Here is a 17,070-nt window from a genome sequence, read left to right as displayed (position 1 = left end):
GCCCGCCCCAAGGGGCGAGCACCGTTGTGTCGCCAGAAAGACTACTTGGTAACCAGCTCTACCGGAGTTTCGATGACGCCGTTGGCGCCGCTATCGACTTTCTCGCCTTTGATGATTTTCAGCGCGGTCTCGATGCCGAACACTGCTTGCCGGGCAGCAAACTGGTCGGCGGTGGCCAGGACGCGACCGTCCTTGAGCATTGGCTTGATCGCATTGATGTTGTCGTAACCGACCACTTGCACCTTGCCGGCCTTACCGGCGGCACGCACGGCAGAGACCGCGCCGACCGCCATGCTGTCGTTGCCGGCCAGCAGGGCCTTGATGTTCGGGTATTCGCTGAGCATCGACGAGGCCACCTTGCCGCCCTTGTCGATTTCCCAATCACCGGACTGCAGGGACACGACTTTGATCTGCGCCGCCTCCATCGCATCCTTGAAGCCGGCAGTGCGCTGCTGGGCGTTGGTGGTGGTGGAAACGCCTTCGATGATGCCGACTTCGTCACCGGCCTTCAGTTGCTTGGCCAGGTATTCACCCACCAGGCGCGCACCCTTGCGGTTGTCCGGGCCTACGAATGGAACGGTGATGTTTTTACTTTTGACGACAGCCGGGTCCAGCTGGTTATCGATGTTGATCACGGTGATACCGGCATCGACTGCTTTCTTGATGACCGGGACCATGGCCTTGGAGTCTGCCGGAGCGATGACCAGTGCGTTGACCTTGGACAGGATCATTTGCTCGACGATGCGCGTCTGGCCGGCCGTGTCCGTTTCGTCCTTGATGCCGTTGGAGATCAGCTCGAAGTCGCCGGAGTGGTCTTTCTGGTAGGCCTTGGCGCCGTCTTCCATGGTCAGGAAGAACTCGTTGGCCAAGGATTTCATGACCAGCGCGACTTTAGGTTTTTCAGGGGTTGCGGCGAATGCCGAAGAGACAGGCAACGCGGCGGATGCGGCAGCCAGCATAGCGACAGCGAGAAGACGTCCAGCGAATGGCAGCTTCATGGGTTCACTCCGATCTTATGATTATTCTTGGCAACGCTTGCGCTGGATCATCAATGGATCAACCCATCGACGGCGACCGCGCAAACGTTTGCGTAGACCGAACTATGCGAACCCTGCCGAGATTTGTCAACGCCCCGTTCCGTGTCTCGGTAGGCAAAAGCCAACCCGTTTTGCCTCACGCCGTGGTGTTGACCAAACCGCCGCTGGAATCCTTGGCCAGCTCCTTGACCAGATTGCCTGTCACTTGCGCGAGCGCAGCACTGGTATCGGCGATTTGCCCCTGGATCGTCATGACAGCCGTGGCCTTGGCTTCCGGGGTCGGATAATTCGCTGACTGAGCGGCCGCCAGTTGTTGCTGCTGTTCGCGCAGTTGCTGCTGCAGTTCCTGCATGCGCTTGAGCAATACCTGCACCGCAATACTCTGAGTGCTGGTTTTCTCGGATTTGCTTTCGCTCTGAGCCGCCGCGCCGCCACCGGTTCTGACCTGATTGTCATCGCCCTGCTCTTCACCCAGCGCCTGGGTCGAGGCGTCGGATGTCGCTTCACTCAAGTCGCTGATGGTCGCCGGGGATTTGCCCCCGATAGTGATTGCGCCTGCATTTGCAAAACCGACAGTAAACGACATGTGAACTCCTGAAAAAAGATCCTTTAAAGGAGCATCGACCTGCGCGGGGTTTTCTTTAGCACCGATTTTCGATTTTGCAAGGCGACCTTCTCAATGAAGGTCGGTGAGCCGAACATAAAAGCTGAACATATTCGGAAACCCGGACAGCCAGGCGCGAAGTATCGCCAGCCACGGCAACAATATTGATAAAAATCATCAGGTTAAAAGATCACCTTCTCCAGCGCCCGACTGGTACAGATCCTGCTCTTCCTCTCCACCCCCGGCGTTCAGATCTGCTTGGGGCGCTTCTAGATGAACCTGCATCTGCACCGTCTCACTACTAGAGAAAACAATAATGAAATCTGCCTTCAACACTTTTATTCCGGGCGCTTTGGCCCTGCTTATGCTTCTGCCTACCGCTCTTCAGGCAAAAGAAGTCGAAACCCGACAGAAACTGGCGAACGTGGTGATCCTGGCCACCGGCGGCACCATTGCCGGCGCGGGCGCCAGCGCCGCCAACAGTGCCACCTACCAAGCGGCGAAAGTCGGCATCGAACAATTGATCGCAGGAGTTCCGGAACTGAGCCAATTGGCCAATGTTCGCGGCGAACAAGTCATGCAGATCGCATCCGAAAGCATCACCAACGACAACCTGCTGCAACTGGGACGTCGAGTGGCTGAACTGGCCGACAGCAAAGACGTCGATGGCATTGTCATCACCCACGGTACCGACACCTTGGAAGAAACCGCTTACTTCCTGAACCTGGTGGAAAAAACCGACAAGCCGATTATCGTCGTCGGCTCCATGCGCCCTGGCACTGCCATGTCGGCCGACGGCATGCTGAACCTGTACAACGCCGTCGCCGTGGCCAGCAGCAAAGACGCGCGCGGCAAAGGTGTACTGGTGACCATGAACGATGAAATCCAGTCGGGTCGCGACGTCAGCAAAATGATCAACATCAAGACCGAGGCGTTCAAAAGTGCCTGGGGCCCGCTGGGCATGGTGGTCGAAGGAAAATCCTACTGGTTCCGTCTACCGGCCAAGCGCCACACCATGGACTCGGAATTCGACATCAAAACCATCAAGAGCCTGCCTGACGTGGAAATTGCCTACTCCTATGGCAATGTCAGCGACACCGCCTACAAAGCCCTGGCTCAATCAGGCGCCAAAGCCATCATCCATGCCGGCACCGGTAATGGCTCGGTCTCATCCCGCGTGGTCCCTGCCCTACAGGCCTTGCGCAAGGACGGCGTGCAAATCATTCGCTCTTCCCACGTCAACGCCGGTGGTTTCGTCCTGCGTAACGCCGAACAACCTGACGACAAGTACGACTGGGTTGTGGCCAACGACCTGAACCCGCAAAAAGCCCGCATCCTGGCCATGGTCGCACTGACCAAGACCAACGACAGCAAAGAGCTACAACGGATGTTCTGGGAGTACTGATACGCCCTCGCCCGACCCGTTCGCGGTCGGGCACCACTCGCCAGTCCTGGCGAGTGGTTCACGACCTCTTTCCGATAAAAAATCTCCCTTCGTCCTACACCAAACGGAAAAAACCACTGTCAGAGGATTTTCTTGAATTTTAAGCAGTTGCGAAAATGCCTACAGTTAAATACTGTATGCACGTACAGCTTAATAAGGATAACTCCGTGGCCACTACCTCCGCCTCTCCTGACGCTTACGAACGCCTGGGTATGCGCGTTCAGAAAATCATCAATTCCCCCACCGCCCAGAAAGCCAAAACTGCACTGATCTTCCGTCTTCCGGACGAGCCCGTGGATGAGTGGGAGCGTTTGCTCGAAGAAATCGACGAGAACGACAACGTCACCCTCGCCCATCGCGACGATGGCGGCGTGCAGATTTTCTGGGTTGTGCCGAAGGAAGATTGAGTTAATGAGCGTCCGCTGGTTTGCCTTGCTGTTTCTGCTCATCACCCTTGGTGCCCAGGCTGGCGCCCCACGCACCTTCAACGAAGCCAAGAAAGTCGCCTGGAAGTTGTACGCTCCGCAATCCACCGAGTTTTATTGCGGCTGCAAATACACCGGCAACCGCGTGAACCTCGCCGCCTGTGGTTATGTGCCACGCAAAAACGCCAAGCGCGCCTCGCGCATCGAGTGGGAACACATTGTCCCGGCCTGGCAGATCGGCCATCAGCGTCAGTGCTGGCAACAGGGAGGTCGCAAGAACTGCACGCGCTACGACCCAACCTATCAAAAAGCTGAGGCCGACCTGCACAATCTGGTGCCCAGCATCGGCGAAGTGAATGGCGATCGGAGCAATTTCAGTTTCGGCTGGCTGCCCGTGCAATCGGGTCAATATGGCTCATGCCTGACTCAGGTCGACTTCAAGGCGAAGAAGGTCATGCCCCGGCCTTCCATTCGCGGCATGATCGCCCGAACGTATTTCTACATGAGCAAACAGTACGGCTTGCGCCTGTCGAAACAGGATCGGCAATTGTACGAAGCCTGGAACAAGACCTACCCGGTTCAGGCCTGGGAACGTCAGCGCAATCAGAGCGTGGCGTGCGTGATGGGCCGCGGCAATGAGTTTGTCGGGCCAGTAGACATGAAGGCCTGCGGCTAACCGGCTGCCAGGACTTTCCCCGGCAGATTGCGCCCTCGCCGGGCGCCCAAACAAAAACGCCCCGACCGAAGTCGGGGCGTTTTCATGTGCGGCTAAGGCTTAGCGCGGGAATGCTGGCGGGTTTACACCGGCCATGTCTTCCATCACGCGAACTACCTGGCAGCTGTAACCGAACTCGTTGTCGTACCAAACGTACAGAACAACGCGGTTGTCGTTGCAGATGGTCGCTTCAGCGTCCACTACGCCTGCGTGGCGCGAGCCCACGAAGTCGGTGGAAACCACTTCCTGCGAGTTGACGAAGTCGATTTGCTTATGCAGATCGGAGTGTAGCGCCATGTAGCGCAGGTACTCGTTCATCTCTTCACGGGTGGTGGCTTTCTCAAGGTTCAGGTTGAGAATGGCCATCGACACGTTTGGCGTCGGAACGCGAATCGCGTTACCGGTCAGCTTGCCGGCCAGTTCAGGCAGCGCCTTGGCGGCAGCAGTGGCAGCACCGGTCTCGGTGATCACCATGTTCAACGCGGCGCTACGGCCACGACGATTGCCTTTGTGGAAGTTGTCGATCAGGTTCTGGTCGTTGGTGTACGAGTGAACCGTTTCAACGTGACCGTTGACGATGCCGAACTTGTCGTTGACCGCTTTCAGCACCGGCACGATGGCGTTGGTGGTGCAGGAAGCGGCAGAAACGATCTTGTCGTCAGCGGTGATTTCACCGTGGTTGATACCGTGAACGATGTTCTTCAGCTTGCCTTTGCCAGGCGCGGTCAGAACAACGCGGTCGATACCCGGGCAGGCCAGGTGCTGGCCCAGGCCGTCGGCGTCACGCCATACACCGGTGTTGTCCACCAGCAGCGCGTTTTTGATGCCGTACTGGGTGTAGTCCACTTCAGTCGGGTTCTTCGCGTAGATAACCTGGATCAGGTTGCCGTTAGCGGTGATGGTGTTGTTGGCTTCATCGATGGTGATGGTGCCGTTGAACGAACCGTGCACCGAGTCGCGACGCAGCAGGCTGGCACGCTTGACCAGATCGTTCTCGGCGCCCTTGCGGACAACGATGGCACGCAGACGCAGGCCGTCGCCACCACCGGTTTTCTCGATCAGGATGCGCGCCAGCAGACGACCGATACGACCGAAGCCGTACAGGACAACGTCGGTGCCGGTACGACCGGAACCATTCTGCTTGCCGACCACATCAGCCAGTTCGTCACGGACGAACGCTTCGGCGGTACGGCCATTGCCTTCGGCCTTGAACTTGACGGCCAACTTGCCCAAATCTACCGAAGCAGCGCCGAGCTTGAGCTCGCTCATTGCCTTGAGCAGCGGGAATGTTTCGTGGACGGACAATTCGCTGTCATCGGACTGGCGATGGCGAGCAAAGCGGTGAGCTTTGAGAATCGCGATGACAGACTGGTTGATCAGACTGCGGCCATAGATCGAGCTCACCACGTTGTTATTGCGGTAAAGCTGACCGATAAGCGGAATCATCGCTTCTGCGAGTGCTTCACGGTCGATCCATTCACCAAGACACTGGTCGGGCTTCTGAGTCACGGTAACCTTCCACATGTAGGGGCAGAAAAAAGGGGCTACATTATGCCGCCGAGAGCCTCCCGTAGCAATGCGCGCCTGTCGCACGAGCGGTAACAAAATCCCGTTCAAAAAAATCACGCCCCGCGCCAGCCCAGTAAATACGGGGCTTTCAGCACAGTCAATTTTTCGACGATAACGCTACAGTGTCCGTAACCCTCCGTAACACTGGGCGGTTTTGGCACTACATTTTCAGTATTAAATCGCCAGTTTTTGTCATTACCACTACATTTTGCTCAACCTGTGTATATAGACACAGTCTGCAACTGACAGCCGGCACTCGAGACCGTTACAATTACCGACTTTGTCGCAACGCTTGGAGCTCAACCTTCCGTGCCCGTTCTGCGTCTACCGCTTCTCCCTGCCGCGGCAGGTAAACAGCACTGGGGCAACCTGCCCGGTGCAGCCCTGAGCCTGGCCATCGCCGAGGCCGCCAGCGCTGCCAAGCGCTTTACCTTGCTACTGACCGCCGACAGCCAGAGTGCCGAACGGCTGGAACAGGAGCTGAGTTTCTTCGCCCCGGATTTGCCTGTTCTGCACTTCCCCGACTGGGAAACCCTGCCCTACGACCTGTTCTCGCCACACCAGGACATCATCTCGCAGCGTATCGCCAGCCTGTATCGGTTGCCGGAGCTGGCGCATGGCGTTCTGGTGGTGCCGATCACCACTGCCCTGCATCGCCTGGCGCCGACCAAATTCCTGCTCGGCAGCAGCCTGGTGTTGGATGTCGGCCAGAAACTCGATGTCGAGCAGATGCGCACCCGGCTTGAAGCCACCGGTTATCGCTACGTCGATACCGTGTACGAGCATGGCGAATTCACCGTGCGCGGCTCGCTGATCGACCTGTTCCCGATGGGCAGCAAGCTGCCTTATCGCATCGACCTGTTCGACGACGAAATCGAGACCCTGCGCACTTTCGACCCGGAAAACCAGCGTTCCATCGACAAGGTCGACTCGGTCAAGCTGTTACCGGCCAAGGAATTCCCGCTGCAGAAAGAAGCCGTGACCCGCTTCAAGGCGCGGTTTCGCGAGCGCTTCGATGTCGACTTCCGTCGCTGCCCGATTTTCCAGGATTTGAGCAGCGGGATTACGCCGGCGGGCATCGAGTACTACCTGCCGCTGTTCTTCGAGGAAACCTCCACCCTGTTCGATTACCTGCCCCAGGACACGCAAGTGTTTTCCCTGCCGGGCATCGAACAGGCCGCGGAGAATTTCTGGAATGATGTGCGTAACCGCTATGAAGAACGCCGCGTCGATCCGTCCCGTCCTTTATTGCCACCGGCCGAGTTGTTCCTGCCGGTGGAAGACTGCTTTGCGCGCCTGAAGAGCTGGCCCCGTGTGGTGGCCAGTCAACAGGACGTCGAAACCGGTGTCGGTCGCGAGCGCTTCCCGGCTCAGCCGCTGCCGAACCTGGCCATCGAAGCCAAGGCCACTCAACCGTTGGCGGCGCTGGCCAGTTTCCTCGACGAATTCCCCGGCCGCGTGCTGTTTACCGCTGAGTCCGCGGGCCGTCGTGAAGTGCTGCTGGAGTTGCTGGAACGCTTGAAGCTGCGACCGAAAACCGTCGACAGCTGGCCGGACTTTGTCGCCAGCAAAGAGCGCTTGGCGATCACCATTGCGCCGCTCGACGAAGGCCTGTTGCTGGACGACCCAGCGCTGGCCCTGGTTGCCGAAAGCCCATTGTTCGGTCAGCGCGTAATGCAGCGCCGTCGCCGTGAGAAACGCGCCGACGCGAACAACGATGCGGTGATCAAAAACCTCACCGAGCTGCGCGAAGGTGCGCCGGTGGTGCACATCGATCATGGTGTCGGCCGCTATCTGGGGCTGACGATCCTGGAAATCGACAACCAGGCCGCCGAGTTCCTGACCCTCGAATACGCCGAAGGCGCCAAGCTGTACGTGCCGGTAGCCAACCTGCACCTGATCGCCCGCTACACCGGCAGCGACGATGCCTTGGCCCCGCTGCACCGCCTCGGCTCCGAGACCTGGCAGAAAGCCAAGCGCAAAGCCGCCGAACAGGTGCGCGACGTGGCCGCCGAGTTGCTCGACATCTATGCCCGCCGCGCCGCTCGCGAGGGTTATGCCTTCGCCGACCCGAAAGCCGATTACGCGACCTTCAGCGCCGGTTTCCCGTTCGAAGAAACCCCGGACCAGCAAACCACCATCGAAGCGGTGCGCGAAGACATGCTCGCGCCCAAACCGATGGATCGGCTGGTCTGCGGCGACGTCGGTTTCGGCAAGACCGAAGTGGCCATGCGCGCGGCGTTCATCGCGGTGCACGGCGGTCGTCAGGTGGCGATTCTGGTGCCGACCACCCTGCTCGCCCAGCAACACTACAACAGCTTCCGCGACCGCTTTGCCGACTGGCCGGTGACCGTGGAAGTGATGAGCCGTTTCAAGTCGGCCAAGGAAGTGAACGCCGCGGTTGCGGACCTGGCCGAAGGCAAGATCGACATCGTGATCGGCACACACAAGCTGCTGCAAGATGACGTAAAAATCAAAAACCTGGGGCTGGTGATCATCGACGAAGAGCACCGTTTCGGTGTCCGTCAGAAAGAACAGCTCAAGGCACTGCGCAGTGAAGTTGACATTCTGACACTGACCGCAACGCCGATTCCGCGCACGCTGAACATGGCGGTGTCGGGCATGCGCGACCTGTCGATCATCGCCACACCGCCGGCCCGTCGTTTGTCGGTGCGCACCTTCGTCATGGAACAGAACAAGAGCACGGTCAAAGAGGCCCTGTTGCGTGAGTTGCTGCGTGGCGGCCAGGTCTACTACCTGCACAATGACGTGAAGACCATCGAGAAATGCGCCGCCGACCTCGCCGAACTGGTGCCGGAAGCGCGGATCGGCATTGGCCACGGGCAGATGCGCGAACGCGAACTCGAACAAGTGATGAGCGACTTCTATCACAAGCGCTTCAACGTGCTGATCGCCTCGACCATCATCGAGACCGGCATCGACGTGCCGAGCGCCAACACCATCATCATCGAGCGCGCCGACAAGTTCGGCCTGGCCCAGTTGCACCAGTTGCGCGGCCGGGTCGGTCGCAGTCACCACCAGGCGTATGCTTACCTGCTGACACCGCCACGCCAGCAAATCACTCCCGACGCGGAAAAACGTCTGGAAGCGATCGCCAACACCCAGGACCTCGGCGCGGGCTTCGTGCTCGCCACCAACGACCTGGAAATCCGTGGCGCCGGCGAACTGCTGGGCGACGGCCAGAGCGGGCAGATCCAGGCCGTGGGTTTCACGTTGTACATGGAAATGCTCGAGCGTGCAGTGAAGTCGATCCGCAAGGGCGAACAGCCGAACCTCGATCAACCGCTGGGTGGCGGTCCGGAAGTCAATCTGCGTGTACCGGCGTTGATTCCCGAAGACTACCTGCCGGACGTTCATGCTCGACTGATTCTCTACAAACGCATTGCCTCGGCCACCGATGAGGAAGGCCTCAAGGACCTGCAAGTGGAGATGATCGACCGCTTCGGCCTGTTGCCGGAACCGACCAAGAACCTGGTGCGGATCACGGCGCTGAAATTGCAAGCCGAACAGCTGGGCATCAAGAAAGTCGACGGCGGCCCGCAAGGTGGTCGGATCGAGTTCGCGGCACAGACCCCGGTCGACCCGCTGACACTGATCAAACTGATTCAGAGCCAGCCCAAACGCTACAAGTTCGAAGGCGCCACAATGTTCAAATTCCTCGTACCGATGGAACGCCCGGAAGAACGCTTTAATACTGTAGAGGCGCTATTCGAGCGCCTCATTCCGACCACTGCTTGAAGGACGCCGCATGCGCCTGTTTCGCTCACTGACCTTGCTGATGACGTTGTTGATGTCGCTGCTCGCCTCGACCGCGTTTGCCGATGATCTGTATCAGGTTGAAATGATTCTGGTACGGCAAAACGCCGTGCCTGCCATCGTCAGCCGCGCCGCGCCAGAAGACTGGGCTGCCGGAGCCCAACGCATCAGCCCCGACAGCTTTCGTACACCAAGCCTGAATGCCGAAGTGGAAAAGCTCACCGCCAGCAACGAGTACACGGTGTTGCTGCACAAGGCCTGGCAACAGAACCTGGGTGAAGAAGCCAGCAAAGTCGCGATCAGCGAAGGCAAGGAACAGTTTGGCCAATTCCCGATCGAGGGCACGTTGAACCTGAAACTGGGGCGTTTCACTGACGTCGACGCCGACTTCTGGGTCAATCAGATTGACGCCAACGGCATGGTCACCGCCAGCGAACGCCTGAAGCAGGAAAGCCACACCAAGAACGGCCTGCTGAACTTCCTCGACAATGGCCACCTGGGCCTGTTGATCAAGATCACCTCGCTGACCGCCCCTGCGCCTCGGCCAGTCCCTGATGAAATTCCGGACTGATTGACTTCTTTATGCCCCCGACCCTGAGCAAACCCCTGGCAACATCCTGGGTCAGCCGATTCAAGGAACAGAGCCTGGAGCGTGGCCGCCGCTACGCACTGGAGAACCGCGTCAGGATCGTCGAAGTCGGCGACGCCACCATCACCGCCAGTTGCGAAGGCTCTGGCGGTAACGTTTACCGTCAGACCATTCGCCTGCGCGAGTCGGCCAAAGGCACCTTGCTGATGATCGACGCCACGTGCACCTGCCCGGTTCACAGCAACTGCAAACATTGCGCGGCGGTGCTACTGCAAGTGCAGGAAACCCTCGCGTATCCGGCGGCCGCGAAAGACGCCGAACTGCTGGAAAAACTTCAGGCCGTATTGGAAAACCGTAGCCCGAAAGCACCGCCGCAAGTGCTGGTGGACAACGTGCAACCGGTGCCGCGCCTGTGGCTGGCGAGCATCGAGTTCAGCGCCTTCGAACCGCGCAACGGCAAAATGCAGCGTTACATTCAGCATCGCGCGGCGCTGTCCTTCAGCTATCTGGACGAATACGTCAGCGGACAGAAAAACGCTGACATCCTGATTCGTCAGGAAACACAGACGCTGCGGATAAAACGTCACCCGGAAGTCGAACAGACCTACAGGGAGCAGCTGCGGATCCTCGGTTTCAAAGTCGCCACCCGACAAAGCAAGGCCTTGCCGGAAAGTGCCGGCGAACTCTACGAGATGGTCAACGACAGCGCCTGGCTGACCTTCACCCTCAATGAGCTGCCGAAGTTGCGCACCCAAGGCTGGGAGTTGCAGATCGACGAGGATTTCGGCTTCGACCTGACTGCCGTGGACGACTGGTACGCCACCGTCGAGCAGGCTCCGGAACGCGACTGGTTCGACCTGGAACTGGGGATCATCGTCAACGGCGAACGCCTGAGCCTGCTGCCGATCCTGTTGAACCTGATGCGCTCCCACACCGAAATCCTCAACCCGGAACGGCTCGCCCGACGTCGTGACGACGAACTGATCCTGGTGAACATTCCGCAACGCCGCAGCACCGACCAGGGCCCGCTGCAGGTCGCCCTGCCCTTCGGCCGCCTGAAACCAGTGCTGGCCACCCTTGGTGAGTTTTACCTGCAAGAGCCCGGCGAAACCACGCTGCGCCTGAGCAAGGCCGACGCCACGCGACTGAACCCGCTGGAAGGCCTGCCGCTGCTCTGGGAAGGTGGCGAGCAGATCCGCACCTTTGCCCAGCGCCTGCGCGACATCAAGGACCACACCGCCGCAGCGCCCGAGGGCCTGAATGCCACCCTGCGCCCGTATCAGCTGGAAGGCCTGAGCTGGATGCAGTCGTTGCGACAACTGGAGGTCGGCGGGATTCTCGCGGACGACATGGGCCTGGGCAAAACCCTACAAACCCTGGCGCACATTCTCAGCGAGAAGAATGCCGGGCGCCTCGATCGGCCGTGCATGGTGGTCATGCCCACCAGCCTGATTCCGAACTGGCTCGACGAAGCGGCGCATTTCACGCCGCAACTCAAAGTGCTGGCGCTGTACGGTGCCAGTCGCAAAAAGCATTTCGACAATCTGGCTGATTACGACCTGATCCTGACCACCTATGCACTGCTGCCCAAGGACGTCGAACGTCTAGCCGCGCAGCCGTTGCACGTACTGGTGCTGGATGAAGCGCAGTACATCAAGAACCCCAACAGCAAGGCCGCCCATGCCGCCCGTGAGCTGAATGCGCGCCAGCGCCTGTGCCTGAGTGGCACGCCGCTGGAAAATCACTTGGGCGAGCTGTGGTCGCTGTTCCACTTCCTGCTGCCGGGTTGGCTCGGTGACGTGAAAAACTTCAACCGCGATTACCGCGTGCCGATAGAAAAGCGTGCCAGTGAAGTACGACTTCAACACCTGAACGGTCGGATCAAACCGTTCCTGCTGCGCCGGACCAAGGAACAAGTGGCCACCGAACTGCCGCCGAAAACCGAAATCGTCCATTGGGTCGAGCTCAACGAAGCCCAGCGCGATGTGTATGAAACCATGCGCCTGGCAATGGACAAAAAAGTCCGCGACGAGATCACCCGCAAAGGCGTGGCACGCAGCCAGATCATCATTCTTGAGGCACTGCTGAAGCTGCGTCAGGTGTGCTGTGATTTGCGCCTGGTCAACGATGCTGCCCTGCCCGCTCGCGGCAGCACCTCCGGCAAACTCGATAGCCTGATGGAAATGCTTGAAGAGCTGTTCGAGGAAGGTCGGCGGATTCTGCTGTTCTCGCAGTTCACCTCAATGTTGTCGCTGATCGAGGACGAGCTGAACAAACGCGGCGTGGCGTATGCGATCCTGACCGGCCAGACCCGTGACCGACGCACGCCAGTCAAGGAATTCCAGAGCGGCAAGCGTCAGATCTTTCTGATCAGTTTGAAGGCTGGCGGTGTGGGCCTGAACCTGACCGAAGCCGATACGGTGATTCACTACGACCCTTGGTGGAACCCGGCGACGGAAAATCAGGCGACGGATCGTGCGTATCGCATTGGTCAGGAGAAGCCGGTGTTCGTCTACAAGATGATTGCCAGGGGCACGGTGGAAGAGAAGATTCAGCATCTGCAGAAGGAAAAATCCGATCTGGCCGCAGGCGTGCTGGATGGACGCAAGACCGGGGACTGGAAGCTGCAGAGCGATGATATCGAGGCGTTGTTTGCGCCGTTGCCGGAAAAAATTGATAAGTAGCAGGGATAGTCAGATCACCATTGCGAGCAAGCTTGCCCCCACAGGGTGAGCAGCAATCCTGCGGGAACTTGCTCGCGAAAGGGGTCTTCTGAAATCGAACATGTCCTCCTGCAGGAGCGAGCGATGCGGCGACCCGACTTGCCCGCGAAGGCTGTGTCTCAGTCAACGCCGATATTGAATGTGCTGACGCCTTCGCGGGACAGCAAAACAATGCTGTTGATGACAGAGTTTACGATAAGTAGGACTCGCGCTGGGACTCGATCAGGGTCAGAGCGGCCTCCCAGGCCAGGTCGATGATGTTGTCCTGTTCATCGCGGTCAAACTGTTCGGCGGTGTGCTCACAGACTTCCGGAGACGGGTAATGCAGCGCCGAACCACCGGCCAGCGCTTGAACCTGTGCCTGACAGGCACGCTCCAGGAAGTGAATTTCCTGAAATGCCTGGGCCACGCCGGAGCCACCGACCAGCAGTCCGTGATTACGTAGGATCATCGCCCGATGCGGCCCCAGATCGGCAATCAGACGCTCGCGCTCATCCAGCGATAGGGCAATGCCTTCATAGGTGTGATACGCCAACTTGCCGTAAAACTTCAACGCGTGCTGACTGATCGGCAACAAGCCGTGCTTCTGCGCGGCGACGGCCATGCCGGCAGCCGTGTGGGTATGGATCACACAATTCAGGTCAGGACGAGCCATGTGGATTGCTGAGTGGATCACAAAGCCTGCTGCATTGACTCGATGACCTTCATAGGCCGGATCGACCACTCGCCCTTCCTGATCGATGCGGACCAGATCCGAGGCGCGCATGCGGTCGAAAATAACCCCGTAGCGGTTGATCAGAAAGTGATGCTCAGGCCCTGGAATCCGCAGGGTAATGTGGGTGTCGATCAGGTCGGTCATGCGAAAGTGCGCGACCAGACGATACAGCGCGGCCAGTTCGCAACGGGCTTGCCATTCAACCGTGCCGATGTGTTCAGGTTTGCTCACGAATGCACCTCTTTAGTCAGCGCACTCTGTGGCGCTTGTGAGCTTTATCGCTTCCATGCAAGGATTAGTAAAATTTCATATTCTTATCTTTATTATTAGAACTGCTACTACATGGAGTTTTATGCCCTCAAGCTCTAACCCTTGGGTCGGTCGTCGCTTTCTGAATGACCGTCTCGACTGGAACCTGCTGCGCACTTATCTGGTGATCAGTCAGGAAGGCAGCATGAGTCGGGCTGCCGCGCGACTGCACATCACCCAGTCGGCGGTCAGCCAGGCGTTGAAGCGTCTGGAAGAACAACTGGAATGTGTGTTGATCGCCCGCAGTGGGCGACGGTTCGACCTGACGAAGACCGGGGAAGAAGTCCTGCGCATTGCGACAGACATTTACGGCGATATTTCGCGCCTGGGAACGGTGCTGGAGAGTCGGCACGACGACGTGGTCGGCAAGATTCGCATCCTCACCGTCAGCGGCGTGCAAGCACGGCACTATGATGAGTTCCTCGCCGATTTCCACGAAACCCACCCGAAAATCGAGCTGGAAGTCGAGGTGATGGGCAGCTCGAACATCATCAGTTCGCTGCTGCAAAAAACCGCGACCATCGGCGTCGGATTGTGTCGTTTACCACAGCCGCGGCTAGAACAGCGAGTGCTGCTTCGCGAGCGCTATGCGTACTTTTGCGGACAGCGTCATCGACTTTTCGGACAAAGGAATCTGACCCTGGATCAACTTGCTACGGAGAACTTCGTCAGCTTCACCAGCGATCAGCTCGGCGGCAACCTTTCACCCCTGACACTGTTTCGCGACCAACAAGGCTTTACCGGCAAGATCGTTGCCTCATCCACCAGTTTCGAAGAGATTTACCGCTTGACTTGCGCAGGGTTTGGTATTGGGTGTCTACCGACTCATCTGGTGCACAGGGATGTCGAGCAAGGTTTGCTCTGGCGTTTGCCGCCGGAAGATGGCGTGGTGGATTTCGATATCCAGCTGTTGTGGAATCGCGAGCAGAAGATGAGTCAGGCCGAAACCGTGTTCCTGGAAAGCTTCCAGCACATGCTCAGCATTCGTGAGCCTGTGCTGTGAAGCCTTGATCCTTAAACGTGAGGGTCGCCCGGGGCTTTGCTCGGCGCGGCGTATTGCGGCTTCAGGTGGCCGTCCTGATCGAGTAGCCAAGCATCCATGATCTGCCGCACCACAGGGCCGGCGACGCGACCACCGGCCTCACCGTTTTCGATCATCACCGAGATGACAATCTGCGGATGTTCAGCCGGGGCAAATCCGACGAACAAGGCGTTGTCGCGGTTGCGCTCCAGGGTTTTCGCCCGGTTGTAGCGCTCACCCTGCTTGATCGCCACCACTTGCGCGGTGCCACTTTTGCCGGCGATGCGGTACTGCGCGCCCTGTGCCGCCGCTCGGGCAATCCCGCGGGCGTCGTGCATCACCATCTGCATGCCGTGATTGACCTGCTCCCAGTCACGCGGATCCTTGAGCAGGATGTTCGGCATCGGATGCTCGTCCACCGGCGCGACGCCATCCACGGTCTTGGCCAGGTGCGGCCGGTTCCATACACCTTTGTTGGCGATCAGCGCGGTGGCCTGTGCCAGCTGCAGAGGAGTGACCTGCATGTAGCCCTGGCCAATGCCGAGGATCACTGTCTCGCCGGGGAACCATGCCTGTCGCCGCGTGGCGCGCTTCCAGGCCTGAGACGGCATCAACCCGGGAGACTCTTCGAACATGTCCAGCGAGACCTTCTCGCCAAGGCCGAACATCGCCATGTAGTCGTGCAGACGATCAATGCCCAGCTTGTGGGCCAGATCGTAGAAGTAGGTGTCGTTGGAGCGCATGATCGCCGTGTCCATGTTCACCCAGCCATCACCACTGTGATTCCAGTTACGGTATTTATGATCAAAATCCGGTAACTGGTAATAGCCCGGATCGAAGACTCGGGTCTGCGGGGTTACGACTCCGGCGTCGAGGCCGGCGATCGCCACTTCCGGCTTGATGGTCGAGCCAGGTGCGTAGAGCCCGCGCAGCACGCGGTTGAACAGCGGCCGGTCGATGGAGTCGTGCAGTGCCGCGTATTCCTTGAAGCTGATGCCCGTCACAAACAGGTTCGGGTCGAAGCTTGGCTTGCTGACCATGGCCAATACTTCGCCAGTCGACGGATCGAGAGCGACCACCGAGCCACGCCGATCGCCCAATGCCTCCTCGGCGGCTTCCTGAAGTTTGACGTCGAGGCTCAGGACGATGTTTTTGCCGGGGATCGGGTCGGTATGCTTGAGCACTCGCAGCACGCGGCCCTGGGCATTGGTTTCGACTTCTTCGTAACCCACATGGCCGTGCAATTCTGATTCGTAGAATTTCTCGATACCGGTTTTGCCAATGGATTGGGTGCCACGGTATTCCACCGTGTCCAGGGCTTTGGATTCTTTTTCGTTAATGCGACCGACGTAGCCGATCGAATGCGCAAAGTGCGCGCCCATGGGGTAGTGGCGAACGAACTGCGGCTCTACATCGATTCCGGGTAGACGGAACTCGTTGACCGCGAGTACGGCTATCTGTTCTTCGCTGAGCTCATAGAACAGCGTGACCGGGACGAAGGGGTGCCTGGCCTGCTTCATCGCCTTGTCGAACAGCGTACGGTCCTCGGCCGGCAGGTGCAGGAGGTTGACCACTTCATCCAGCTCGCGTTTGACATCAGAAGCGCGTTCGCGGGTGATGGTCAGGTTGAAGCTGGGCCGGTTGTCTGCCAGGACCACACCATTGCGGTCGTAGATCAGCCCACGAGTTGGAGTGATCGGCAGGACATGGACGCGGTTGTTTTCGGAGATTGTCGAGTGATAGTCGAACTCGACAACCTGCAGGACGTACATGCGCACCACCAGCGCGCAAGTAATGGCGGCGACGAACAAGGCGCAGGCCATCAGTCTTTTGTTGACCAGGAGCGTCTCTTTCTCGTGGTCCTTGATTGGTATCGGTTCGGGCATTTCTGCAGCAACTCTTTGACTATAAACGGGAGTACCGATCCGTAGGCTTGCAGTCAGTCCGTTGAAACGAGCTGCACCATACCAAAAACGGCGTGGTTTTTAGCGCGCTCTGCCGAAGTTTCACGAACGATGCGACCGTTACCAGGGATGGCCATCCGCTAGCCTTCTGTTGCCAAAGCACTTTCCTGCGGGCAAAACAAAACCCCTACCTGCATACGCAGATAGGGGTTTCGGAATTTAATCTTGACGATGACCT

12 protein-coding genes are annotated in these 17,070 nt (G+C 58.7%); 7 read left to right on the top strand and 5 right to left on the bottom strand.

What is annotated here, in order from left to right; all coding sequences use genetic code 11:
* Positions 1-41: 41 nt before the first annotated feature.
* Both AC1RL4_RS12085 and AC1RL4_RS12080 read right to left on the bottom strand, forming a co-directional pair.
* A complete protein-coding gene (locus tag AC1RL4_RS12085; RefSeq protein WP_019582837.1) occupies positions 42-998 on the bottom strand; it encodes a sugar ABC transporter substrate-binding protein in 957 nt (318 codons plus the stop codon).
* 175 nt (positions 999-1,173) lie between these two features.
* Positions 1,174-1,623 (bottom strand): hypothetical protein, encoded by a 450-nt coding sequence (locus tag AC1RL4_RS12080; protein WP_019582838.1) that lies wholly within the window; start codon positions 1,621-1,623, stop codon positions 1,174-1,176.
* Positions 1,624-1,957: 334 nt separating this feature from the next.
* On the opposite strand from AC1RL4_RS12080, the gene AC1RL4_RS12075 reads away from it, so the two are divergent.
* The 3 genes from AC1RL4_RS12075 to AC1RL4_RS12065 all read left to right on the top strand — a co-directional run bounded on the left by AC1RL4_RS12075 (position 1,958) and on the right by AC1RL4_RS12065 (position 4,186).
* Positions 1,958-3,046: an asparaginase gene (locus tag AC1RL4_RS12075; RefSeq protein WP_019582839.1), complete on the top strand. Its 1,089-nt coding sequence runs from the start codon at positions 1,958-1,960 to the stop codon at positions 3,044-3,046.
* A 155-nt stretch (positions 3,047-3,201) separates the two neighbouring features.
* On the top strand, positions 3,202-3,492 hold the full coding sequence (locus AC1RL4_RS12070; RefSeq protein ID WP_204124459.1) for a DUF1654 domain-containing protein: 291 nt from the start codon (positions 3,202-3,204) through the stop codon (positions 3,490-3,492).
* Between the two features lie 4 nt (positions 3,493-3,496).
* On the top strand, positions 3,497-4,186 hold the full coding sequence (locus tag AC1RL4_RS12065; RefSeq protein ID WP_019582840.1) for an endonuclease: 690 nt from the start codon (positions 3,497-3,499) through the stop codon (positions 4,184-4,186).
* A 99-nt stretch (positions 4,187-4,285) separates the two neighbouring features.
* Here the strand turns inward: AC1RL4_RS12065 and AC1RL4_RS12060 are convergent, their stop codons facing one another.
* Positions 4,286-5,749, bottom strand: a complete 1,464-nt coding sequence (locus AC1RL4_RS12060) for a glyceraldehyde-3-phosphate dehydrogenase (RefSeq protein ID WP_026331975.1) — start codon at positions 5,747-5,749, stop codon at positions 4,286-4,288.
* A 354-nt stretch (positions 5,750-6,103) separates the two neighbouring features.
* On the opposite strand from AC1RL4_RS12060, the gene mfd reads away from it, so the two are divergent.
* From mfd to AC1RL4_RS12045, 3 genes are read left to right on the top strand one after another with little or no spacing between them, the layout of a single operon-like run.
* The gene (mfd, locus tag AC1RL4_RS12055) at positions 6,104-9,553 is read left to right on the top strand and encodes a transcription-repair coupling factor (protein ID WP_018930293.1); all 3,450 of its coding nucleotides are present in this window, start codon (positions 6,104-6,106) and stop codon (positions 9,551-9,553) included.
* 10 nt (positions 9,554-9,563) lie between these two features.
* Positions 9,564-10,142, top strand: a complete 579-nt coding sequence (locus AC1RL4_RS12050) for a CsiV family protein (RefSeq protein WP_096480806.1) — start codon at positions 9,564-9,566, stop codon at positions 10,140-10,142.
* 11 nt (positions 10,143-10,153) lie between these two features.
* Entirely contained in the window at positions 10,154-12,844 is a 2,691-nt protein-coding gene (locus tag AC1RL4_RS12045) for a DEAD/DEAH box helicase (RefSeq protein WP_230172979.1), read from the top strand.
* Between the two features lie 229 nt (positions 12,845-13,073).
* Here AC1RL4_RS12045 and AC1RL4_RS12040 read toward each other — a convergent pair whose 3' ends face one another.
* Complete coding sequence (locus AC1RL4_RS12040; RefSeq protein WP_019582843.1) at positions 13,074-13,829, bottom strand: class II aldolase/adducin family protein; 756 nt, start codon at positions 13,827-13,829, stop codon at positions 13,074-13,076.
* A 121-nt stretch (positions 13,830-13,950) separates the two neighbouring features.
* Here AC1RL4_RS12040 and AC1RL4_RS12035 point away from each other — a divergent pair, with 121 nt between their 5' ends.
* Positions 13,951-14,910, top strand: coding sequence for a LysR family transcriptional regulator (locus tag AC1RL4_RS12035; RefSeq protein ID WP_096480808.1), 960 nt, complete (start codon positions 13,951-13,953; stop codon positions 14,908-14,910).
* A gap of 11 nt (positions 14,911-14,921) precedes the next feature.
* Here AC1RL4_RS12035 and mrdA read toward each other — a convergent pair whose 3' ends face one another.
* Positions 14,922-16,814 carry a penicillin-binding protein 2 gene (gene mrdA, locus AC1RL4_RS12030; protein ID WP_019582845.1) on the bottom strand — a complete coding sequence of 631 codons (1,893 nt, stop codon included), beginning with the start codon at positions 16,812-16,814 and terminating at the stop codon, positions 14,922-14,924.
* Positions 16,815-17,070: the final 256 nt, after the last annotated feature.

Source organism: Pseudomonas sp. GW822-FHT07A10 (genome assembly GCF_058798795.1).
Note: the sequence above shows the minus strand (reverse complement) of the source record. Positions and strands in the feature narration are given on the sequence as shown.

Excerpts from the sequence above, each read along its gene's own strand:
- AC1RL4_RS12065 (WP_019582840.1), top strand. The coding sequence starts at position 3,497 with ATGAGCGTCCGCTGGTTTGCCTTGCTGTTTCTGCTCATCACCCTTGGT.
- AC1RL4_RS12085 (WP_019582837.1), bottom strand. The coding sequence starts at position 998 with ATGAAGCTGCCATTCGCTGGACGTCTTCTCGCTGTCGCTATGCTGGCT.
- AC1RL4_RS12050 (WP_096480806.1), top strand. The coding sequence starts at position 9,564 with ATGCGCCTGTTTCGCTCACTGACCTTGCTGATGACGTTGTTGATGTCG.
- AC1RL4_RS12070 (WP_204124459.1), top strand. The coding sequence starts at position 3,202 with ATGCCTACAGTTAAATACTGTATGCACGTACAGCTTAATAAGGATAAC.
- AC1RL4_RS12045 (WP_230172979.1), top strand. The coding sequence starts at position 10,154 with ATGCCCCCGACCCTGAGCAAACCCCTGGCAACATCCTGGGTCAGCCGA.
- AC1RL4_RS12060 (WP_026331975.1), bottom strand. The coding sequence starts at position 5,749 with ATGTGGAAGGTTACCGTGACTCAGAAGCCCGACCAGTGTCTTGGTGAA.
- AC1RL4_RS12075 (WP_019582839.1), top strand. The coding sequence starts at position 1,958 with ATGAAATCTGCCTTCAACACTTTTATTCCGGGCGCTTTGGCCCTGCTT.
- AC1RL4_RS12080 (WP_019582838.1), bottom strand. The coding sequence starts at position 1,623 with ATGTCGTTTACTGTCGGTTTTGCAAATGCAGGCGCAATCACTATCGGG.
- mrdA (WP_019582845.1), bottom strand. The coding sequence starts at position 16,814 with ATGCCCGAACCGATACCAATCAAGGACCACGAGAAAGAGACGCTCCTG.
- AC1RL4_RS12035 (WP_096480808.1), top strand. The coding sequence starts at position 13,951 with ATGCCCTCAAGCTCTAACCCTTGGGTCGGTCGTCGCTTTCTGAATGAC.